Here is a 23793-nt window from a genome sequence, read left to right on the forward strand (position 1 = left end):
CTTCTCAATCCATTGACCAATCTCCCACTGTAGCATTAAGAAGAGCTAAAGCAGCGACAGCGGCAGTATCAGCGCGTAAAATACGTGGACCTAATGATATTGGAACTACAAAGGGATGTTTTTTTAAAAAGTTCCGCTCTTCTTCACTAAACCCACCTTCTGGTCCAATGAGAACACCAGGTTTTGTAACTTTAAACTTCTTAAAAGAAGGCAATGGATTATGCGATTTATGCTCTTCATCACAAAAGAATAAAGGCTGTGTCTCATCCCAACGTGCTAAAAGCTCTGCTAATGATAAAGCAGATACGCATTCAGGAAGAGATAAAATGCCACACTGTTCAGAAGCTTCAATAACATTGGCTTCCATACGCGCCATATTGATACGCGTAACCTGTGTATGATGCGTTATAACAGGCTGCAAAATCGACACCCCCATTTCAACAGCTTTCTGCACCATATAATCTAACCGCGCGTTTTTGAGTGGAGCAAAGCAATAAATAAGATTGGAATGCGTCGTTTGTAATCTTTCTTGATGGATAAGCTGAGCTACAACAAATTTTTTTTTAACAATGATAAGCTTAGCAAGCCACTCACCATCCTGTCCATTAAAAAGTAAAATTTCTGCTCCTGCTTTCATCCGCAAAACATGCACAAGATAAGAAGCTTGTGCCCCCTCTATTTTTATTTCTTCATTCAAAGCCAATGTCTGTCGGATAAACAATCTTTTAAGTTTATAATTTATGCGCATAAAAATCTTATCAAAGCTCACTATCATCATCGATGAAAATAAAGAAAAGTATATAACAAAAAGAAAAAATTATATCTATAGAACTATAATATATTAAAGAATTATAGAGTTTTTTTTAGCTTTATGAGATGATAATAGGAACCAATAGATCTTTAAGTGATTCTGCTTTCATAATAGTTTAAATAATACACCATTCATCTTTGCATTCAGTCATTGATGCATCCGTGGAGGAGAAATATGTCTGCTAAAAAAGCTACAATTATTACAATTACAACCCTCTTAGCCTTTATTTTGATTACAGTGGGAATTGGTTCTGTTGGAGCAGACAGGAAGCATACAATTACCAAAGATGGCTATGGTATTTCTTCTGCGATTCAATAAGCACTGGCCAACATCCTCCTTAAAATTTTAATGTTTTTTAGCAACTTTTCTAAGATTTGCATAAATATTATGAATCTCTTGTATTTGAGAGATTCCATAAGAAGGATTTTTATTCTTCTCTTCAGTCATTTATCTATATCAACCACACTTATTATGACGGAGAGGACGGTTTTTACTGCTTCACGACGAACGGACTTAAAATGAAAGAATCTTTCGATAATGGGAGCTCTGATTTAAATTTAAAAACAACCTTAAATTGCAAACAGACAAATTATCATTATAAAATAGAATGTTATACAGATGCAAAACAATACTCAATCTGCGTCAATGTCTTTTGTAACCCAAAAATTACCATGATTTTGTCCTTTAGAGCTTAGAGAAAATGTAAAAGGCCATGCAAGGCTATTAGCAAGACATTGGACGTCTTTACATAAAGTTTCTGATCTATAGTTTTTGTCTAGTTGTGCCTGTAATATCAGTTCATTTTGCTTCCCTTGCACAATAGCAGCTGCAATGGTTCCTTGAATGGATAAGCTCAAGTCTGCTGTACGCATTAATGACTCTGTCACCTTCATCGTACTTTCTGAAAAGCTTGTCTGAATATCCCAGTGATCAAATGTTGTTGAAAAGGTATCATTATTCATTAAAAGAAATTGTTGTTTATTTGAAAGTTTTGTTTGTAATTCATTCAGATCATACCCTAATAGCCGACCAGAAGACATCTTTAATGTTAATTCACCTTGCATTTTCGTAAAAAGTTCTGGATAAGAATCAGCAAGTGTTCGTACCGTTGCAGTAAAATTTGTTTTGCTTTGTATAAATGGAATAAATCCTAAAGCTTCTAGAGCTCCCTGCGTATCAATAGAAGTACCTGAAATATTTCCTCCAATATGCATTTTCTGTCTAGCTGACGTAACTTCAATATTACTTTGAATGGATCCGCCAAAAATATTCGCATGCCCAAGATCAAAAATACCATGCCCATTTCTTATTTGTATCGCAGCAGCTAAATTTGTGAATGCAATATTCCCTATTTTAGCTTGTGGTGCAGAAAGTCGTATATCCACGCCAATACGATCAAAAATTCTCATATCAAAGCAGGTATTTTTCTTTTTACCTGAAAAAAACATTGAACCCAAGAGGCTAAGGTCTAGGTTATCAAAGGCTAAAGAGCCCATAACATTTGGTACATAATCTTGAAAATCAAGTTCTAAAGCCCCACGTGCATTGGTTTTCCCCATCGTAAATGTAACATTGTTCATTTGGATATGCATTGGTTGCGCTAAAAAATGAGATTCCCATACAATGGGTATTTTTAATTTATGTCCCCAAAATTGATTCCCACCAACCCAAGACAATGTCTGATTCCATCCCGGAGAACGCATCGATACCTTTCCATCAAAAATATAATATTCAGATAACCGAGCCTGCCCTGTAAAAGTTATTCCCCCACGTACAGAATTGAGACTTGCTTTAATCTGGCTTTTGCCTCCTGCAAGAAGCAGCAATGCTTGAGATGCATCAATTGATAACTTTGTAAATTCTCCGCGCCAACGAGCATTTGCACGCAACCGTACTTCCTGAGTCGCTTCTGCCCAATCTAAAGTTGCATTTAATCCTGTTATTTTTTCTGTTACTCCTGAAAAATTATCGTGATAAACAAAAGCACCATTTTCAATGACAATCCGCCCAAAAGGTTGTTTTAAAAGGTGCTCTAGTTCTGGATGTTCAGGATTACTTTTTAATATTTCACGCGCATTGCGTATCGCTAATCCTAATGCACCTTGTGAGCGAGAAAAACTATCAAAAAAATCTGCCATTGTTTTAATGGGCTTCTCCATAACAAATTGAGGATGCACAATCCGAGTCTCTGAAAAAGAAACATATCCCCATAGAAGATCGACGACAGAAAGATCAACTTCTATTGATTCAGCTTCCATTAATGGCGCAACATCATCCATTTTTGATGTTAAAGTAACACCGGAAAGAAATGCTTTAGGATAAGGAAAAAGGTGTAATCGTGGTGGATCACGCAGTTGTACATTATAACCTGTCCATGCACTCAAATCCTGCGCTAAACGAATACGAATCGCATCCGTAGAGACAAGATAAGGTAAAACGAGAATCCCCACTCCAAATAAAAAGATAATTATAATAAAAATTCCGCTCAAAAATTTTATTATTCCGATGCGCACAATATTCCTCTACACTTATCCCCCTATTACGGATTAAATACAAACTTAAATAATCGTTAAAAGTTTTTTTGTATCCTTATAATTCGCCCTATACATTTTGTATCTTCATTATTTTTGTTCTTTATCCAAAGTTTATTTAAACAGCAATATTGTTGCTTCTTTATAAAGCAATTATTTAAAAGCCTTCTAAAACTATAAATCCACAACCTTATCAAATCATTCTTACTGTTCTCACATAAATATTGCTATTAAACTCTATCGTATTATTAGAAAATGCTTTACAAAAAAACAAACAGCCTTACCGAAAGGATCTCTTAATGAATAACATTATCGACGGAAAAAAACTTGCTGAAGAGATTATTGTGAAAATTAAGGCTGAAACAACGAAACTCCGCAATAACTATAATATACAACCTAGTATCGCCGTCATTATTGTTGGAGATGATCCTGCAAGTCAAGTGTATGTCACCTCAAAAAATAAAAAAGCCGAAGAATGTGGGTTTCTTTCAATCAAACATGCCGTTTCCAAAGAAACACAAGAAAAAGAACTCCTGCAACTTATTGCAACATTAAATTCTGATCCCCAAATTCATGGTATTTTGGTACAACTGCCTCTCCCTGCCCATATGAATACAAACCGCATAACACAAGCCGTTGCTTTTCAAAAAGATGTTGATGGTTTTCATTATATCAATGTAGGAAAACTCGCAGCAAATGCACTTGACGATGCGATTATTCCCTGCACACCAGCTGGCGCCATGATGATGATTGAACGACACTGTGGACGAGATTTATCTGGACTTGATGCTGTCGTTGTTGGACGCTCTAATATTGTTGGAAAACCTATGGCTGCCCTTTTAACAGCAGCCAATGCTACTGTGACAATTGCCCATAGCCGTACCCGAGACCTTGATGATGTGTGTAGAAGCGCTGATATTCTCGTAGCAGCTGTAGGACGCCCACAAATGATTAAAAAAGACTGGATAAAAGATGGTGCAATTGTTATTGATGTCGGTATTAACCGCGTTGCTGCACCAGAAAAAGGGATAGGGAAAACACGTCTTGTTGGTGATGTTGATTTTGAAAACGTAAAAGAAAAAGCTGCTGCGATTACCCCTGTTCCAGGAGGCGTTGGACCAATGACAATTGCCATGCTTATGGTTAATACACTCAAAGCCGCCGCGCGATCACACAATCTTCCTATACCAAAATTCTAAGAATCGTAACAGTTCATTGTGCATGGTTTCATGGCGCAGACTCATCTTGTTCATTTTTGCATTCCTCATGTCATAAAAACAGATGCTCCTTGATCCGCACGATTAACGAATTGACGAAAAACATGAAAAAGTTCACGTCCAACGCCATGTTCGTTTTTTGAAAGATCAGGAGGCGTGATTGTTCGCGCGTTAAATTTTGCTAAATCCTCCAAAAGAGTTAGTTTACCCCCATGAACATCAAGGAAAACAATGTCACCATTTTGTAAACGTGCAATGGGACCACTATCCAAAGCTTCTGGTGTCACATGGATGGCAGCAGGAATTTTTCCTGATGCCCCTGACATACGGCCATCCGTTATCAATGCTACCTTTTGACCGCGATCTTGTAAAACGCCTAAAATAGTCGTTAATTTATGAAGCTCTGGCATACCATTGGCTTTTGGTCCTTGATAGCGAATGACAGCGATAAAATCTTTATCATGCAACGCTCCAGATTTAAAAGATTTTTGTAGTTCTTCTTGATCATTAAAAACAAGGACAGGAGCTTTAATCTGCCAATACTCTGGTTTAACAGATGAAACTTTTATAATAGCTGTTCCCAAATCTCCTGATAAAACACGAAGACCACCGTCAGGCTGAAATGGCTTTTTCCACCCTACTAACACCTTATGATCACCACTTTCCTTGAGAGCAGCTTCACGCACCACATGACCATCAGCAGAAAGCTTTGCTTCAATTGCATAAGCATTGAGATCTTTACCAAAAACCGTAGAAACATCTTCATGTACTAAACCTGCCTCGATAAGTTCGCGAATAATAAATCCCATCCCCCCAGCTGCATAAAAATGATTGATATCCGCTAAACCATTCGGATAAATTCGCGCCAAAAGAGGCACAACGGATGAAATTTCTGCAATATCATGCCATGTCAATTTAATACCGCAAACAGCAGCCATAGCAATCAAATGAATCGTATGATTGGTAGAGCCTCCTGTTGCATTTAATCCTACAATGGCATTTACAAAAAAACGCTCATCAATGATCATACCAAGTGGTCTATAATGATCACCAAGATTTGTCATTTCAAGTACACGCTTCGTAGCTTCCTTTGTTAAAGCATCACGCAACGGTGTATTCGCATTAACAAAAGAAGCTCCAGGCATATGAAGCCCCATCATTTCCAGTATCACCTGATTTGAGTTAGCGGTTCCATAAAATGTACATGTTCCTGGCCCATGATAAGAACGTGCTTCTGATGCTAAAAGTGTTTGGCGATCTATTTTATTTTCCGCGTAAAGTTGACGTATCTTCGCTTTTTCATCATTACCTTGACCACTTGTCATAGGACCAGCTGGTATAAAAATTCCTGGTAAATGACCAAATGTTAGTGCACCAATCAATAAACCTGGTACAATTTTATCACACACCCCAAGATACAATGCTGCATCAAAGACATCGTGTGATAAGCTTATAGCTGTTGCCATTGCAATTACTTCACGCGAAAAAAGAGAAAGTTCCATCCCCGCATTTCCCTGCGTAACACCATCGCACATCGCGGGAACACCACCTGCAACCTGTGCAACACCACCAACCATACGAGCCGACTCTTTAATTAAGTGAGGAAATTTTTCAAAAGGTTGATGCGCTGAAAGTATATCGTTATATGCCGTGATAATGCCAATATTCCCAACGATATTTCCCTTCAAACGCTCTTTATCTATTGCACCACAAGCAGCAAAGCCATGAGCCTGATTGGCACATCCTAAAAAACTCCGTTTGGGGCGATGGACTTGTGCTTTTGCAATACGATCTAAGTAAATTTCTCGTGTTGATCGAGAACGTTCATAAATCCTTCGTGTAACTGTGGCAATTGTCTTGGAAAGTGCCATATTTCTCTCCCCCTTTCATTGTTTCTTCCCCTCATTCATTGAGAGAGATTACGTTTTTATTCACCTTGTGTCGCATATTCTGATTCACCTATTTCATTTTCTGCAGGCGACCAATAAACCTGTACAAGATGAGGGGAATTACGCAAAATTGCCCGAATAGGCATTTCTATTTCAGATCCATCTTGACACGCTTCTTCAAAACAATCGCGTTTCTGAAAACCTTCAAAATGGAGAATAATACAACGAGATTGCATAATAACTGGCAAAGTTAGTGAGAGTCTTGGCTCAACAGCGCTCTTGGCATGAAGGGGTAAAACAAGTGCTTGTGTTCGAAGATCAAGCGCTTGCTTTAAACGATCAGCATCAGGAAAAAAGGAAGCTGTATGTCCATCAATTCCCATTCCTAAAACAACAACATCAAAGGGTTTAGGCAAAGTATTAACACGATTTGCCGCTGAAAAAGCAGCAAGTTCAGCAGTAATTGCTTTATGATAAAGCCCTACAAAACGCGCTTTTTCGGCAAAATTTTGTAACAAATGACACCGTACCATATGTTCATTTGAACGTTCATCGTGTGTAGGGACAAAACGTTCATCGACCAAAGTGATAATAATCTTTTGCCAATCAATATCCGCTTTTGACAAATAATGAAAAAACAATTCTGGTGTTTTACCACCAGACACCGCTAAAACGGCTCTCTTGCGCTCAAGAACAGATACACTAAGCTCTGCTGCTACTCGATCTGCTAATGCCAAGGCTAAAGTCTGAGGAGTTTCAAAATCTAAACGGTCAATATTCATTCTATACATACTTATTGCTCTAAACTAAATTGTTCCATATACGCCCATCACGTTCTATGAGGCTCGTCGAAGCAGATGGGCCCCATGAACCAGCGTTATAACTGTGAACAGGCTGTTTTATTTCTTCCCATCCCTCAATGATTGGATCAATCCAACGCCAAGCAGCCTCAACTTCATCACGACGCATAAACAGTGTTTGATCTCCACGAATAACATCCATTAATAAACGTTCATAAGCATCAGGATTACGTTCAGAAAATGCGGAAGCAAAACTCATGTCTAATGGAATGTGACGAAACCGCATACCGCCATAACTTGGATCCTTAATCATCAACCATTGTTTTACACCTTCATCAGGTTGGAGACGAATCACAAGCCGATTAGAAAAAATTTCATCTAAATCCACATTAAAAATATTATGAGGAATAGGTTTAAAAACCACAACAATTTCAGACATTCGCCTGAACATGCGCTTACCTGTTCGTAAATAAAAAGGCGTATTGGCCCAGCGCCAGTTATCAATCTTAATCTTAAGCGCTACAAATGTTTCACTCTTACTCACTCTTCCCAGATCATCGAAATAAGACTTTACAGATATACCATTTGATAGACCAGCAAGATACTGTCCACGTACAGTATGCTGCCCTACATTATGGACATCAAGCGGTGTTAAAGACTGCAAAACTTTAAGTTTTTCATCGCGCACAGCATTAGCACTGTTGGTAAATGGTATTTCCATCGCGACCAAACAAAGTAATTGTAGCATATGGTTTTGAACCATATCGCGGAGAGCACCAGTGCTTTCATAATATTCTGTACGCCCCTCTAACCCCAAAGATTCAGCAACGGTTATTTGAACATGATCAATATAATTGGAGTTCCATAGCGGTTCATAAAGTGTATTAACAAACCGCAATGCCATTAAATTTTGAACAGTTTCCTTCCCAAGATAATGATCAATACGAAAAATCTGCTCTTCATTAAAGGTGCTTGCAAATACATCATTAAGTGAAACAGCTGTTTTTACATCACAACCAATTGGCTTTTCAATGATAAGCCGTGTTTGTGGTGTCACCAAATCATTTTTTTCCAACTTCATCGCAATATCAGCAAAAAGTGACGAACCAACAGCCAAATAAAAAGCTCGAATATCCGCTGAATCTTGTGATAGAAGGAGGGCTAAATCCTCCCATCCTCGATTTGAGGAAATATCAACAGAAACGTAAGTTAAACGTGCAAGAAAACGATTGAGTTCTGTTGAATTTAGATCTTTTGGATGGATATGTTTTTCTAAAGAAATGCGGACAAAATTTTGATATTCTTCACGACTTAAGGAAGTGCGCGAAACCCCAATAATACGTGTTGGCTCACTGAATTGCCCAGCACACTGACAATGATACAAAGCCGGCAAAAGTTTGCGCGAAGCCAAATCACCATTGCCACCAAAAACAATACAATCAAAGGAAGAAACTGGAATAATTTTACGCACCATGAACTTGTTTATTTTTCTATTCGATTATGAAATCCTATATCACTTATAAAAGCTTTCATCATTAAAGCAGACAGATACTAAATAAGCCATTAATTTTCTTTATTTCAAACAATGTCCCCATTAAAGGCGATCCATAAAAGAAAACCAATGCATTGCTAAAAATACAAGCGGATAACGCAAAATGCGTCCCCCCAGGAAAGATGAAATCTTTAAGTCCTGAAAATAGGCAAAACGTTCATGATTCCCAGTCAACCATTCTGCGTATAATTTTCCCATAAAAGGAGCAAGCATAACGCCATGCCCTGAATAACCACCACAATAAGTCATCCTTGAAAAAAGTTGGCGAACATAGGGCATACGCTCAACTGTGATAGCTACCGTTGCCCCCCAACGATGACTGAGATTGATAGATTGTAATTGAGGATAAATTTCAGCAATTTGTTGTTTTATACGTTTATCTAAATCTACAGGGTGCTTATTATCGTAACTTTCTACACCACCAAATAATAGACGATTATCAATGCTTTTGCGAAAATAGCGAACCATAAAACGGGAATCATCGACCGATTCCCCTCCCATGAGAATTGAACTGTGCTTTGGTAATGGTTCCGTTGCTCCAATATAAGAGCGAATAGAAACAATATTTTTTTCAATAAAACGCTCCAGACCAAGTTTATACCCATTTGTTGCAAGTAAAACATGCTCTGCTGTTACACTACCTTTTTCTGTTATTACTTTCCAATGTGCTCCCTTGCGCCTTATGGTCGTTACTTGTGACTTCTCATAAAGCTTAGCATCAGCATCTTGGGCTCTTTTTGCCAACCCAACAATCAATTTTAAGGGATTGATATGGCCGGTATCTGCATCATAAATACCACCACAATAAAAAGGGGATCCAAGTCGTCTAGATGTTTCAGCCCTATCCATAAAAGTAAGCGCGTGATAGCCATAACGCTGCATCGCCTCAATATGCCGTTGATAAGAGAGAAGCTCACGCCTTTTATGAGTTACAGAAAGCTGTCCTCCTATAAAATCACACGGACAATTAGGCATTGCGCATAAAGATAAAATATCTCTTTTAGCTTCTTCTGCCAAATCAAACAGAGCCTTACTTCGCTCAAAACCATACTTTTTTTCTAATGTTTCTACCCATTGCCGTTGCCCTGTTCCCAGCTGTCCACCATTGCGCCCTGAAGCGCCGTCACCAAAACGTGATGCTTCAAATAAAACAACATCTACTCCAGCTTCGGCTAAATGATAAGCAGCCGAAAGACCCGTAAATCCGCCTCCAATAATGACCACATCACACTGTCTGTTTTCACAAAAAGAAGGATACGATGGACGTTCTCTTAAAGCATCTTCATACCAAGAAATTCCTGGAGAAATTGAATTATAATCAATGGTTGTCATAAAATTTAAACATTCAGCAGGAGATATTCACGCTCCCACGGACTGATTACTTCCATAAAAGTTTCAAACTCTTGTCGTTTAATTGCAGCATAAGTACTGACAAATACATCCCCTAAAATAGCACGTATCGCTGTATCTTGTTCAAATAAATTAACCGCCTCAATGAGTCCACGCGGTAACTCAATATTTTCAGCGTTTACATTATTTGTTGTTGGCTCATCTGGCTCAATTTTTTGCTGCAAACCAATAAGACCACACGCTAAAGAAGCAGCAAGAGCTAAATAAGGATTCGCATCTGACGAAGGAAGTCTATTCTCAACACGCCGCGCTTGAGGAGCAGAACGGGGAACACGAAAAGCCGTCGTACGATTGTCATATCCCCATCGCAAATTAACAGGTGCCGAATTATCAGGGACAAGACGTCGATAAGAATTCACATAAGGCGCAAGCATCACAAAAACCCCTGGTATATGTTTTTGCAATCCACCAATAAAATGACGAAAACAGGCACTTTCTTCACCATCCTCCTGTGTAAAAATGTTCATGCCCGTTTTCTTATCAACGACCGATTGGTGAATATGCATCGCAGAACCCGGCTGCCCCTGAATGGGTTTTGCCATAAAAGTTGCATACATATTATGTTTCAGTGCTGCTTCACGAATTGTTCGTTTAAACATAAAAACTTGATCCGCTAATTCAATAGGATCACCATGACGTAAATTGATTTCAAACTGTCCTGCTCCTTCTTCATGAATGAGCGTATCAATTTCCAATCCTTGTGCCTCTGAAAAATGATAAATATCATCAATCAAATCATCAAATTCATTCACACCAGCAATTGAATAGCCTTGTCCCCCACCAATTGAACGTCCAGAACGACCAACAGGCGGAACTAACGGATAATCAGGATCAGGATTTTTCTGTACCAAATAAAACTCAATTTCTGGTGAAACAATTGGTTTTAAACCCATCTGTGTGTAAAAATGAACCACCGTTTGTAAAACATTGCGTGGTGTGTAATCCACTACCTGTCCATTTTGATATACAAGATCACAAATCACCTGTGCCGTAGGAGCATCTTCCCATGGCACAATGCTTAACGTAGAAAGATCTGGCTCAAGGCGTAAATCACCATCTGCTTTAGGATATTCAAAACCATGACCGTCCTCAGGATAATCCCCTGAAATTGTTGTCATAAAAACTGCTGAAGGCAATGCCAATGATGTTTCCGATGTAAATTTTTTAGAAAGCATCATCTTACCCCGTGATACCCCTGCTTGATCAGGTGTAATACATTCAATATCCTCTACCTTACGGAAAGAAAGCCATTGTGAAACCTGTTCCCAATTGTTCACACCACGTAAACTTTTGAGAAAACGAGAGACAGGTTTAAAATTCTTACTTTTCGTTTGTTTACCATTTTTTACAGCCATAACATACCAACTTTAAAAACAATCAAGCCCTATTCTTATTGTATCAGCCCCTGCATAAACGACACGAAAAAAATTTATCAACTGGTATTCTTAAAGAATGCTACAACGTTTATCAAGATAAAAGAGCCTTACGCTCAACACGCTATCCTATCAACTACAGTGAAAATTGATACTGCACGCGATACATCGGTCTAATCTTCTCCTTATATAAAACAGCATAAATGAGCGTTCATTGTCCTCAATCTCTTGCCAATATCGTTTGACAGCCAACAAAAAACTCGTAACATTCAGCAACGAAAGATGTGTTTTTAAGAAGGTAGCCTCCTAAAAAATTAATCATCCGCAATAACACTGCTGAATTTCTGATTTTTCACTCAACAGGCTGGTGAAGACGGCTTTGAAGTTCGCTATGAAAAGATACAATCTGGCTTAGTCAAAAGCTTATGGCAGAGTTATTCAGCGTAGATGTACGTACAATCAGCGAACATTAAAAAAATATATTTGAAACTCAAGAATTAGATGAAAACTCAGTTATCCGGATTTTCCGGATAACTGCCTCTGACGGTAAAAACTATAATACTCAATTTTATAACCTAGATGCCATTATTGCTGTTGGATATCGGGTTAACTCCAAACGCGCGACACAATTTCGATAATGGGCGACACAAATATTACGCGATTTTGCAATTAGAGGCTATGTCATAGACAAAAGGCGTCTTGAAAACGGACAGACTCTCAATGAAGACTATTTCGAACATTTACTCGCTGAAATAAGAGAAATTCGCCTTAGTGAACGGCGTTTTTATCAAAAAATTATAGATATTTATACAACCAGTATAGATTATAACAAAGATGCGTCAACGACGCGCAATTTTTTCGCAAAGGTTCAGAATAAGTTGCATTTCGTTGTGCACAGACACATAGCAGCTGAACTAATTGCTAAGTGAGAAGATAGCAAAAAAACATATAGGCTTAGCAACGTGGGATAATTCTCCACATGGTAAAATTGTAAAAACCGATGTTACAATTGCTAAAAACTACCTAACACAAGATGAACTTAAGCAGCTTGGCTTAATTGTTAATGCTTATCTTGATTTAGCAGAGAGCTGCATCGAACGAAAATTGCCAATGACTATGGAAGATTGGGCAAAAAAATTAGATAAGCTCCTCGAGCTAGACGAGCACAATATTTTACAAAATGCTGGAACAATCACAGCAAAGATTGCTAAAAACTATACCGAAAATGAATTTGAAAAATACCGCATCATCCAGGATAACTCATTTGAATCTGATTTTGATAAAGAAATTAAAGCCCTTGAGAAACCTAAACGTAAAAAAAGTGATAACTAAGCTCGCTATGTGCTTGAATAAAGCTGTCTTAAGCGCAGTGAATACTGACCAATGCTTCTAAGATATTGAATCGCAGCACTTTCCACAAATGTGTATATGCACGCAACAATACTCTCAGCACAAGCCAATAATCCTGTATTCATGGAGGCCAACACCTAATTCCCATCTCAATCTCACCCCGCCCCAAACATAGGATTGCGTTTTATAAAATAACCCACGCGCATATAATTAAAGATAGAAACGATTAAGCTTGCACCAATCATGCCAAGCCAATAGCTAATAAAGCCATATTCAAAAAAATGCGCCATGAACGCTCCCCCCAATAGTCCTACCCCCCAATAACTTATTGCTACAACAATTGTGGACCAAAACGTATCAAGCAATCCCACAAGTATGCCATTGAGCATAGCTCCTAAAGTGCCAAAAGCAAAAGACAATAAGATGAACGGAAGCAACTCCCAAGAGAAAACAACAACACGGGCTGAAGAAATATCAAAGATGGTTGTAAGGATAAATTCATAAGAGAGATAAACAATCCCTGATAAAAACAAGACATAAACTACAGCAAAAACTGTGACACTCATACGCAACTGTTTTAGAGCCATATTATTCCTATCCGCTCTATACCACGCTGCTATTGTCGCAGCTGCGCTGGAAATCCCCAAAGCCACCACAGAAATAAGCATATCGAGACGCATTCCTATCGTATGCGCAGCCAAAGCTTGGACCCCATAAGCCATAATCATAAATGCAATGACAGAAGGAAAGCCTTCCGCAATAAGAATACGTATACCAATGGGTAGCCCTACTCGCAGCAATTTTATTATTCGTGAAATCTCTAACTTTGGCCTCAAATAATTAAAGCGAAAAGAATGAAAAGCAGAATTGCGGGACAAAATTATTGCTACTGCAATAACAATCAAAATACGGATCAAACTGCTCGCAATTCCAGCACCAAAGACACCTAATCCGCTTGCAGAACCTATACCAAAAATAAGCAGCCAAGAGATAAGAAAATTCACGAGGATAGCCGCAAGCATAACCCAGGTTAAGGGCTTTGGATTACCAATTGCGGACAGTAATCCGCGGCTATTCACATAAAGATAAAAAAATATCACCCCTATAGCAGCGCCACTATTATATTCCTGCGCTATAGTAGCAATTGCCTCATCTTGACCAAAAAGACACAAAATATTCCTCGTATTGAGTAAAATGATCGTGCTCATCATTCCAATCAAAAGGGCAAGCCATATTCCTTGATCAAACCATGCCTTTAATGCATATCTATCTTGTCTGCGAAAGCTTTCCGCAAGTTTTGGTGCAACCGCGGTAATAATACCTAGCCCAAACAACATAACAAAACTAAACATACTCAGAGCCAACATTATACCACTCAAAGCTTGAATACCTAAATGCGCCACAAACGCTGCATCTGTGAAAGAAATCATCATCTGAGAAATAAACCCAACAGCCAGAGGCATGCCAAGAGAGAGCAATTGCTTCAGCACAACAAACATTGTGAAATATCTTTCCATATTGAAGGGCGTATTAAGCCTAGACCTTTTAAACAAAACTCATTGATTTTTTCCGTAAAATCTGTCCATCGCAAATCTTGCACAAAGAATGCATAATGAGAACGCATAAGCTTAAGAGGAGAAGCCCAGGTCTTAAAGGAAAAACGTAATGCACCTTTATTGGTTTTTTGGACTTCATGCCATGCGTTTTTTTGTACAACATTATGCCCCCAAGCAATTACAATCGTTGATAAAATATCCTCAGCAAGCGTTTGTTCATCTGGCACATCCATTTTCAGTATTTTTAATAAAATTTTTTGAAAGACTTCTTGGTACAAAACTTGATATGCTCCCCCTAAAAAACCAATTCTTGGCAATAAAGAACTGTTGAAAAATATAAAAAACAAACGAGGGACTAGTCGTCCTGCTTGAAAATTTTGTACAACGCAATCAGATTCAAAATCAAGATGCAGATCCAAAACAATCTGAATGTCAAACGCTGTCTTTTAACTGGAGAGGCCGCACACGTCCTTCAATCGATAGCCAAAATAGATCTGTGGCGGTGGACATGAAATTTTTCCATAAAGCTTGTGATTTTAGCTGACAAGCATTATGAGTTACTAAGGCATCATCATTTAATGACAAATTAGAATCGATATCTACAGAAATGCCCCTGGACAGCATATACGCGCTACCTAAAAAATGCGTTTACTAACCCCAAAAGGGTAATTTTATCTTATTAAAAACAAACAATAAATTGACAAGAAGCTTTTTTAGATAAAATCTCTGCTCATTGAAACCATTTGGCTCTTTTGAGAAAAAAATCACGAGAGAAAGGTCTTTGCTTTATTATCATTCATACGCAAAAAAGTCCGAGATGCACAGGTTTCTGAAGGAAAAAACAAGGGAAATGAGAATTAAAACAGTTGTAAAAATGAAAATGGTACTACAGATGATACATCGGTGCTAACTTTTGACTAGTATAAAAGATCGACGCATCAAATTAAATATATTTTACAAATAAGCACGAACATTTTGCTCCGCACTAGGTTTTATATAGCTGCAGAATATCTCCTTTATTCGATAGCAGCTATTGCAGCGCCCCTAAAACGACCACACTTTGGAATAACCTCCTACCAAGCTACCCACTCGCAACTAAAGATTCACCATAAACCAGAAAGCACTTTATGACTAGATGCACTCCAACAAAGTACAATACCTAATAAGCAAAGCGATAAACTCCATACGAATAGTCATTTTCTTCAAAAAGTAATAATTTGAGTCCGCATTCGAATCCAATCTGGCGCATTTATGATATCATAGCTCCTACATGCCGACAGCATAAATTTGTCATCTAAGGATAAATCCAATGGGATAGATATATCTCTTAATAGATACATCTCTTACAAGAATATCATACTCATAACAATTTGAACCAACGACATCCGCTAAACTAAATTCACCGCTCATATCTCGAAAAGACAAAATTTGTGGCACTCTATTCTCGTGATACTGTGCAGACCGAGCACACATCCCCAGAGCCAAGATTGTAATTAAGTTCATACCATTCCGCTCTTTTATAGAGCTAATATTTGAAAATAAATAACCATAATCTTCAGATATAATACGCCTAGATTCAATAATTACCGTAAGCTTATGTAAATCACAACCCAATTGTGACAATGCCTCATAAATTTTACGAGAGTATTCGTCATTGACCGTCACGGCATCGCAGAACGCTGTGGAAGTCGGATATCCCTCACCTAGACTAGATATAAAAACTTATCTGATCCTTCAATGCGTAAATATCCTTTCCAGCCTTAGTTAAGGTGGATACTATTAACTCAGTCGAATTCAAATTAGAGCCCACATGTAAATGCACCCCATTAAGCCTAATCCTATTGGATTCTAGCAAAGATAATGCGGCACGTAACTTCGCCGCAGTCATACCAAAACGCGATCTATCCCCGTTTGCCAGTACATGGCACAATCTCAATGAGATTTTAGGTAATATGTCAAAATGGCGGGCAAGAGCGATGACGTCATGTCATTCGATAATATTATCACACTGGACATTTATATGTTTTCTAATAGATAATTCTATCTCTTCTTGAAGTTTTACAGAGATATAAAAAAATGTATCTCTACCTTTAAAACCATCTTTTTGTGTTAATGATATTTCATAACCAGACGCAAATTCCAAGTCCCAGCAACATAACAATGATGCCCCGCCCGTCCATTAAAATACCCTGCTTTTTCTCGCTCTAGGCATTCATAGACCGACCACGTAAAACAGGATACCAATTACAATATCAGACCATAAGACTGCAAGAGAAAGTTTTTTTATAAATAGACATTTTTTTATCTTTCCATTGCCTCTTAAACACGCTCGCCTGTTCATATAAGAAGTTATATGTATAATACATATAACTTCTACAAAAGGGGGATTCATTATGTTCCGTGAAAATCTTTGGTAATACACTCGGGCGATTAGATCACTAGTCGCCCGTCAATAATATAGTGCGCGTTAAGAAATTGGGGGAGATAAGCTATGCAACTCGTGGATCATCCTTTTGTGAAATTCGATCAACTCAAGCTGATTTACAACTTCACATATCCGTTATTTCGCACTATTTCAAATGAATTTTACGATTACCTAGACTTTAATAAACTAGCGCACAGTAAGCAGATTCCACAAGCGCATACTATTTCTCTTTATTTGCATATTCCCTTTTGTGAAACCATCTGTTCCTTTTGTCCCTTTCAGAAAGGGGACTACAAGCACGTTAAACAAATCGAATCTTATATGTCAGCGCTTACCACAGAGATCAGAACCAAAGGAAATTTCATTCGCTCGCTTAGAGGGCCCATCCGCAGCATCTATATAGGGGGCAGCACACCATCGCTTTTGTCGGCAGATAATATCCGACACATCGGAAAAGTATTGCATGCCGAATTTGAGCTCTCTTCCTTAACCGAATTTACACTGGAAAGCGAACCGAAGAGCGTCACACGTGATAAACTTTATGCTGCCCGTGAGATCGGCGTTAACCGGATAAACTTCGGTGTACAGAGTTTCATTGAGCGTTTCCGATCATTGTTTAACCTCACCTCAACACGTGAACAAATCAACAATACCGTGGCTTTGTCACAAGAGATAATTGGACATGTCGGTTTCGACCTACTATATGGCATGCACAGCCAGAAAGCCGAAGAACTATTATACGATTTGAAGCAAGTCAGCGAGCTTCATCCTGAAACCATCAACCTCTATGCAATTAACAATCTGGCTATCACATCGCAACTGCATAAGTCTTACGCACAAAAAGGGCTAAAGCCATCCAGCCTACAGCATCGACAGATGCTTCGATTATTTAGCGATATCGTTATGCGCAGCTGCGGCTATGCGCCGTGTAATGGGCATTCCTATATCAAAATTGCCAATAACACTCCTCTAACGCTCGCTAAAACGAGTTCAGCTAATTATTTCCGCTATCACAAATATTTGTATGGTTATCATGACGATTATGTGGTTGGCTTCGGGGCGTCAGCACTGTCGATTCTTGGCTCACTCGTCACACGAGCCAATCCCTATCGAAGCGGATACATTACCGACATACAACTTAAAGGCAAATCCAAAGTATACTACAATTGGGTATCAGCGGAGCAACAAGCCTCCAAGGCTTTGTGTATGCGGCTACCTTATAACGGCTATGCCAAAAAAGAAAGAATTGACTGGATCGCACTCCCCTCTTTCGTATACAATAACCTACAACAGCCCATAGGTGCAGGTCTCACCGCAGAAAGTGATAACAATCTCCAGCTGACTCAACGTGGTTGGCAATGGTATTCCAACCTTATGTATTTTCTTCTACCTCAGGAAGACAGGAATATCTTGGACGACTATGTCGCAAACATGCTGAATACAACCGCCGTACTTGATGGACCAGCGGAAACCTGTGTGGCATCTTAAGGAGAAAAGAATGTTCACGCTTTTTGTCAACAAGAACATACGCTATTTTTGCCTAACCGTTAGTCTGCTCGCCTTACTCAGCGGTGCTTTGCGCACTGCCATCCCGCTATTAGCAAGACAATCTGGATATGGCGTAGTCGGAGTAAGTTGGGCGCAAGGTCTCTTTTCATTAGCGTGGCCAATTTTCGGCATCCTTGCAGGCGCTTTACTTGATCGCTGCGACAAAATAAAACTTGCCACCTCGGCTCTCCTCATCTTCACGCTACTGCATATTGTCCTGTTCATACTGCTCATGATACAGATTGCTCCAGCCGAACAAATTTTCTTCTATGCAACCATTGCTGGATTTATCGTCGTTTCTGCCGAAGCTTATATAATGACGATTCCACCACTTATCATGGAGGGAGAGAGATTGATGACCTTCTACTCAATTGTCTTGTTTTTAGATTTCGGGGTCTCCTATTTTCTTGCCCCTGTCATAACAAGCAGCATTTTAGCGCATAGCACACTGCTATTTCTCGGCCTTTTAATCGTGCTTTTTATCACATTGATTTTTACCGCTCGCCGTGCTGTTCCGACATCGCCAACACCTGATAAAGAAAACATCACTTTCCGTTATATCATTGCCGGCTTTCATTTCATTTTTTCAAATCGGCATCTTACCTCCCTTACATTACTCACATTTTTTCTATCGGTGGTATTTGGAGCATTCCTAACCTCGTTCATCTTCTTCGTTACCGACAGTCGGTATCTGGGCCTACATAGCAGCCAATATGGCGTGATGTTTTCAGCCTACGCGCTTGGAACAATGGCAGGTGCCCTATTTGCACCGCGTATACGTTATGCACCGGTGCGCCTAGCTGTTCTCACTGACGGTTTAGGAACGGTTATCTTACTGCTGATTCCAGCCTTTTCAAAAAGTGCTGTCGTCGTATGGGGCATCACCTTTATTGCTGGTGTTGGAGCAAGCTTATGGTTTATTGGTGTTACCGCCTTCAGGCAGCGCCTCACACCAAAGCAACTTCTCGGGCGAGCTAATTCTGCTTTTCGGGTGATAGGCTATGCTGGAACGCCGGTCGGAAGCTTTTTGGTCGGCGTCCTTGGTTCTTTTATATCATTGCAGTTTGCTGCCACCTTTATCGCTGGACTACTATTGGTGGCTATCGCGATAACGCTTCCTTTTCTTTGGCAGGCTGATCATATAGACACACCCAACCTTGCCACGAGGTAACAGCTGCTTTTTAAAAAAGACACGGTCGAAAAAGGCACACATACCCTATTACGCAATCGATTGATCTGTTCTTTGGACGAGGAAATTATCACCATAATGGCTGATAGAGCCAGCGGCATTATAGAAGCAGCCAAACAAGCGCTAAAGACAAAACAGCCCCTTTACGTTGCATTGGGCGATAATCTCAACGCCCTATATAAAGAATGCAGAGAGCTTATAGCGTACGGAGCGCGATTCTTAACTAAAAACTCCGCCCTAGCAATGCCCACTTATACTTCAGTTAATCCGTCACTCGCTGGACATCAAATACCTCACCCCTTTACTGCTCCTCAAAATACATTTGCTGCATTTACACGCCGTATTCTTCCTTTGTAATTAAAAGAGCAGCCCTCCTTTCCTCATTTAGGATCTCTGCCTACACAATGCAGCAACAGATGCGACCATATATGCAATCACGCCTTAGGACCTGCATAGTAGAAAGCTTAGTTCGAAAGATTCATAAAGCCTATATCCCAATAAATTTGCCGCCCAATCCACCTTTTAAAAGGGCGACTTTATATAAACCGTTAAAGCAAGCTATGAAATCCTTAGGTGTATTAGAAATAATTGGCGGTTTTTACCTCAGACCAATGTTGATTGACTTTTACTCGTGCATATATGCAAGCGGTGCTACTCTTTTCTTAGATAGAAAAGACATAATCATTACCGTCTGACCTATTATTGTTTGAAAATAAAAAAAGTATCAGTGCGACTGATGATATTGAAGAGCTATCTCATTATGTGGCTGTACTTAATTACGGCATTGGGAAGCTAGACACGCAATCACCCGTTTCTGCGCGCCTTCTGCATGATATTCATAAGATTTTATTACGCGATAAACGCGGTACGTCCAAAAGCCTTGGCGAATTTCGCAAAGCACAAAATTAGCTTGGCGGTACGCAACTAAAGACAGCGTTATTCGTGCCGCCCACTCCTACCACAGCCCCCCTACTCTCTCTACCACCATCCCCCGCGCTTAGAATCGCGCCAATTCATCACAGGAGCTTCGTTAAACACCACACCAGTCTCAAGGGCGGTAAAATGCGCCTTGCCGCATTTAATCTTCAGCATTTCTTTAAGGCGCAAATCAAACTCGCTATTCGTTCCTTTTGTTTCCAGCACAAAGTAAAGCTTTTGTTCGCCATCCCGCTCTAAAAAAACCGCCCAATCAGGCGTATAAGAACCAATGGGAGTGGCTATTTTAAAACTTCTTGGCAGTTTAAAAAACAATCTGACTTCTGGATCATTTTCAAGACTTTGTGCAAACTCTTTTTCCACACTGCTTTCATAAACCACATGATCATACACACTTTTCTCACTCACAACAGCTGTACGCTCTAAATTTGCCACAAGCTCTTCACTGGTAAAAAGCTCTTGCACACTATATTCTTGCCCGACTAGCTTTAAATATTTAATGCCATCAATTGTAAGATTAACATAGGTTTTATTGAGTATTTCTTCTATGCGCTCTAAAAAAGCTTGTGGATTTTTCACAAACTCACGCTCACGACCACTCTTTGTCAAAATACCAATAATTGTCTTTGCTGTTAATTTCAGCTTTAAGGTCAAATAATGTACAATGTTCGGCAGTGCACAAAAACTATAATCAAGCGCACTCTGCTTTAATAACTGCTCTTCATAGATCACACCAGCACTATCCAGTTCTATCTCTGCTGTCTGATAAACCAAATGCGCGGGCGCAACTGGCGCCATTTTTTCCACTGCATCCACTGCTTTGGCAACAAACTCTGTGCGATCAAGCTTTGCACGATAAGTGGTCTTTTTATTGATCTTCTCCCACAAGGCCAAAAACTCTGGTGAAGCCACTGTTTGCTTTTTAAGCTTAACCCGCACCTCGCGCGTAACATTACGAATAATCGGCATGGCTTGGCTCGCTTCTAGCGCCTGCAGCACAGCCTGCTTTTGCCCTTTACTAAAACGTTCACTTAAATCCAACGTCCCAGTCGCCCATCGCGCTTTTAATGTATCTGTGATTTTTCCTGCTGATGTAAGCAAGGCTTTTTCACGTAACTCAACCAATATATCAGCAGCCTCTTGCGAAGACAGAATCTTTGTTTCCGTCACAGCTGTCATATAAATCAGATCTTGCAGCATCTCAACATTAATAAGCGCGCCCGCATTAGTTTTTTTCACAATTTCTTGACGCAATTCGCGTGGCAATTCCTCCGCCCCTATAGCATCAAATGCGCTCGCTACTAAATCTTGATCTACTTTAACGACACCCGCCTCATCAATAAAATCTTTCGCAACAAGTATTTTAACAATTTTTTGTGCTTGCGATACTTCCACTTTAGCGGCCACATATTTTACATCTTCATAAATACGGCCAACCAACTGCTCCATCTGCAATGTACCAAGTTTATAACCAATATCCGCTTCTAATTCTTTTTGCAATGTACTCACAAACTCAGCAAAGCTTTCATTCACCATGACATGCAGCACATTTATATCTTTATCTTCTACCTGTTCACCGTGTTGGTTTACGCACAAGCGCAAACCGCGACCAATCTTTTGCCGTGCGGTAAAATTCGATTTTTGCTCAATCAACATACACACTTGAAACACATTCGGATTATCCCAGCCTTCTCTCAAGGCAGAATGTGAAAAGATAAAACGCAAGGGGCATGCAAAAGATAATAACCACTCCTTATCACGCATAATCGTGTTATAAGTGTCATCATCAGCTTGGCTGTCGCCCTTTGTATCCTTATACACGCCTTTCTTGTCTTGCGAGAAATAACCGCCGTGCACATTTCGAACATTTTGCGCAAACTTAGTTCGTAAGGAGGTATATTTCTTTTTCGTCAACAGCTCTTCATAACATTCTTCAAACATACGCTCATAAAGTGCTGGCTCTTCATCAGAGCTACGATATTTAGCCACCTCATCAATAAAAAAAAGTGATAAAACTTTAATCCCTAAAGGCGCAAGCCGCAATTCTTTATCTAAATGTGTTTCTATAGTGCGATAAATTTGCGCGCGTTTAAGCTCTATTGTATTCACATCACCAAGGGCGTGGCCAAATTTGACAACTTCAGTATCAGAAAACTCAACAGCTTCATCCCCCGCCATGCAATTGATACCCGAAACAATATAACCCCTATAAAGCTCACGCCCGCCCGTAACGCGATACAGATCATCGCCTTGTCTCACTGTAACTGTTTTGCGGCTCACAGTGCCATTCTTTCCCGCAATATCCAACTCTAAGCGCGCCTTAAAGCCATGTTTGTGTGATACGGATTTCAAGGCAATATAGGGACGGTTAAAATCTTGCTCTATCTGATTAGAAGAGACACAAATTTGCTTTACCAGTCCTTTTTGATAAGCATCAACAGGTGTTAAACGATATAAAAGATTAATCTCCTCTTTATGCGTAGCACTATAACGGAAAACACAAAGCGGATTAAGGCTCGCAATAGCCTCTTTCGCTTTTGCTGTACTATCCACCGATTGCGGTTCATCTATGATCACAATCGGATTTGTATCTTGGATATAGCGCATAGCACTTTCGCCATTCAGTCTATCTTGCGGAAGATTGATAATATTTTCCGCTTTTTTAAATGCATCAATATTGATAATCATAATTTCAATATTGGTAGAGCTTGCAAATTGGCGAATTTGCGAAAGATCTTTTGAATTATAAATAAAATAACGATAGGGCAGATTATCAAACTCTGCTTGAAAATGCTCCCTTGTTACTTGAAGTGATTTATATACCCCTTCGCGAATAGCAACACTTGGTACGACGATAATAAATTTGATAAAGCCATAGCGTTGATTTAACTCAAAAATCGTCTTGCTATAAACATAAGTTTTGCCTGTTCCCGTTTCCATCTCAATAGAAAACTGCTTTTGCTCTAGCGCCTTACTCGCCACGAGTTTATTGTTCTGTTGCACCTCTTGTAAATTTGCTAATATAGTTTCATCACTAATCAATAATTGATTACCATAACCAAATTCATTTAACGCTAATTGTCCTTGTTCTGAACACAAGAAAATAGAAGAATCTCGTCGTGGTTGGCCTTTAAATAAATCAATGACGCTTTTAACGGCATCATTTTGAAATTCTTGTTGTTTAAATTTAAGTTTCATATCGCCGC

General features: G+C 39.3%; 18 protein-coding genes and 1 pseudogene. 8 read left to right on the forward strand and 11 right to left on the reverse strand.

The window, feature by feature from the left end; genetic code table 11:
* Positions 1-4: 4 nt before the first annotated feature.
* Complete coding sequence (locus ACFIKI_RS02100; RefSeq protein WP_375665459.1) at positions 5-748, reverse strand: 16S rRNA (uracil(1498)-N(3))-methyltransferase; 744 nt, start codon at positions 746-748, stop codon at positions 5-7.
* Positions 749-985: 237 nt separating this feature from the next.
* Between ACFIKI_RS02100 and ACFIKI_RS02105 the strand changes: the two genes are divergently transcribed.
* Positions 986-1129: a hypothetical protein gene (locus ACFIKI_RS02105; RefSeq protein WP_375665460.1), complete on the forward strand. Its 144-nt coding sequence runs from the start codon at positions 986-988 to the stop codon at positions 1127-1129.
* Positions 1130-1443: 314 nt separating this feature from the next.
* Here ACFIKI_RS02105 and ACFIKI_RS02110 read toward each other — a convergent pair whose 3' ends face one another.
* Positions 1444-3324 (reverse strand): AsmA family protein, encoded by a 1881-nt coding sequence (locus tag ACFIKI_RS02110; protein ID WP_375665461.1) that lies wholly within the window; start codon positions 3322-3324, stop codon positions 1444-1446.
* Between the two features lie 317 nt (positions 3325-3641).
* Here ACFIKI_RS02110 and folD point away from each other — a divergent pair, with 317 nt between their 5' ends.
* Positions 3642-4541 carry a bifunctional methylenetetrahydrofolate dehydrogenase/methenyltetrahydrofolate cyclohydrolase FolD gene (gene folD / locus ACFIKI_RS02115; RefSeq protein WP_375665462.1) on the forward strand — a complete coding sequence of 300 codons (900 nt, stop codon included), beginning with the start codon at positions 3642-3644 and terminating at the stop codon, positions 4539-4541.
* Positions 4542-4606: 65 nt separating this feature from the next.
* On the opposite strand, the gene edd is transcribed toward folD, so the two are convergent.
* From edd to ACFIKI_RS02140, 5 genes are all read right to left on the reverse strand, one after another.
* Complete coding sequence (gene edd, locus ACFIKI_RS02120) at positions 4607-6430, reverse strand: phosphogluconate dehydratase (RefSeq protein WP_375665463.1); 1824 nt, start codon at positions 6428-6430, stop codon at positions 4607-4609.
* 56 nt (positions 6431-6486) lie between these two features.
* A complete protein-coding gene (gene pgl / locus ACFIKI_RS02125; protein WP_375623519.1) occupies positions 6487-7239 on the reverse strand; it encodes a 6-phosphogluconolactonase in 753 nt (250 codons plus the stop codon).
* A 10-nt stretch (positions 7240-7249) separates the two neighbouring features.
* A complete protein-coding gene (zwf, locus tag ACFIKI_RS02130; RefSeq protein WP_375665464.1) occupies positions 7250-8722 on the reverse strand; it encodes a glucose-6-phosphate dehydrogenase in 1473 nt (490 codons plus the stop codon).
* A gap of 120 nt (positions 8723-8842) precedes the next feature.
* The gene (locus tag ACFIKI_RS02135) at positions 8843-10132 is read right to left on the reverse strand and encodes an NAD(P)/FAD-dependent oxidoreductase (RefSeq protein WP_375665466.1); all 1290 of its coding nucleotides are present in this window, start codon (positions 10130-10132) and stop codon (positions 8843-8845) included.
* 5 nt (positions 10133-10137) lie between these two features.
* Entirely contained in the window at positions 10138-11565 is a 1428-nt protein-coding gene (locus ACFIKI_RS02140) for a glutamine synthetase family protein (RefSeq protein ID WP_375665467.1), read from the reverse strand.
* Positions 11566-12113: 548 nt separating this feature from the next.
* On the opposite strand from ACFIKI_RS02140, the pseudogene rhuM (ACFIKI_RS02145) reads away from it, so the two are divergent.
* Positions 12114-12512, forward strand: a pseudogene (gene rhuM, locus ACFIKI_RS02145) (RhuM family protein).
* The gene (gene rhuM / locus ACFIKI_RS02150) at positions 12502-12915 is read left to right on the forward strand and encodes a RhuM family protein (protein ID WP_375665469.1); all 414 of its coding nucleotides are present in this window, start codon (positions 12502-12504) and stop codon (positions 12913-12915) included. Before rhuM (ACFIKI_RS02145) ends, rhuM (ACFIKI_RS02150) begins: the two are co-directional and overlap by 11 nt.
* A gap of 173 nt (positions 12916-13088) precedes the next feature.
* Here rhuM (ACFIKI_RS02150) and ACFIKI_RS02155 read toward each other — a convergent pair whose 3' ends face one another.
* The 3 genes from ACFIKI_RS02155 to ACFIKI_RS02165 form a co-directional block, all read right to left on the reverse strand.
* Positions 13089-14432, reverse strand: coding sequence for an MATE family efflux transporter (locus ACFIKI_RS02155; RefSeq protein ID WP_375665470.1), 1344 nt, complete (start codon positions 14430-14432; stop codon positions 13089-13091).
* Entirely contained in the window at positions 14417-14908 is a 492-nt protein-coding gene (locus ACFIKI_RS02160) for a hypothetical protein (RefSeq protein ID WP_375665471.1), read from the reverse strand. Before ACFIKI_RS02160 ends, ACFIKI_RS02155 begins: the two co-directional genes overlap by 16 nt.
* Positions 14909-16197: 1289 nt before the next feature.
* Positions 16198-16425 carry a hypothetical protein gene (locus ACFIKI_RS02165; protein ID WP_375665472.1) on the reverse strand — a complete coding sequence of 76 codons (228 nt, stop codon included), beginning with the start codon at positions 16423-16425 and terminating at the stop codon, positions 16198-16200.
* A 555-nt stretch (positions 16426-16980) separates the two neighbouring features.
* On the opposite strand from ACFIKI_RS02165, the gene ACFIKI_RS02170 reads away from it, so the two are divergent.
* The 4 genes from ACFIKI_RS02170 to ACFIKI_RS02185 all read left to right on the forward strand — a co-directional run bounded on the left by ACFIKI_RS02170 (position 16981) and on the right by ACFIKI_RS02185 (position 20560).
* Positions 16981-18402 (forward strand): coproporphyrinogen-III oxidase family protein, encoded by a 1422-nt coding sequence (locus ACFIKI_RS02170; protein WP_375665474.1) that lies wholly within the window; start codon positions 16981-16983, stop codon positions 18400-18402.
* Positions 18403-18412: 10 nt separating this feature from the next.
* A complete protein-coding gene (locus tag ACFIKI_RS02175) occupies positions 18413-19633 on the forward strand; it encodes an MFS transporter (protein ID WP_375665475.1) in 1221 nt (406 codons plus the stop codon).
* A 3-nt stretch (positions 19634-19636) separates the two neighbouring features.
* Complete coding sequence (locus ACFIKI_RS02180) at positions 19637-20008, forward strand: DNA-processing protein DprA (protein WP_375665536.1); 372 nt, start codon at positions 19637-19639, stop codon at positions 20006-20008.
* Positions 20009-20413: 405 nt separating this feature from the next.
* On the forward strand, positions 20414-20560 hold the full coding sequence (locus tag ACFIKI_RS02185) for a hypothetical protein (protein WP_375608561.1): 147 nt from the start codon (positions 20414-20416) through the stop codon (positions 20558-20560).
* Between the two features lie 69 nt (positions 20561-20629).
* On the opposite strand, the gene ACFIKI_RS02190 is transcribed toward ACFIKI_RS02185, so the two are convergent.
* Positions 20630-23785 (reverse strand): DEAD/DEAH box helicase family protein, encoded by a 3156-nt coding sequence (locus ACFIKI_RS02190; RefSeq protein ID WP_375665476.1) that lies wholly within the window; start codon positions 23783-23785, stop codon positions 20630-20632.
* Positions 23786-23793 lie beyond the last annotated feature (8 nt).

The sequence above is a fragment of the Bartonella sp. TT121SHDZB genome (assembly GCF_042193415.1).
Lineage (GTDB): Bacteria > Pseudomonadota > Alphaproteobacteria > Rhizobiales > Rhizobiaceae > Bartonella.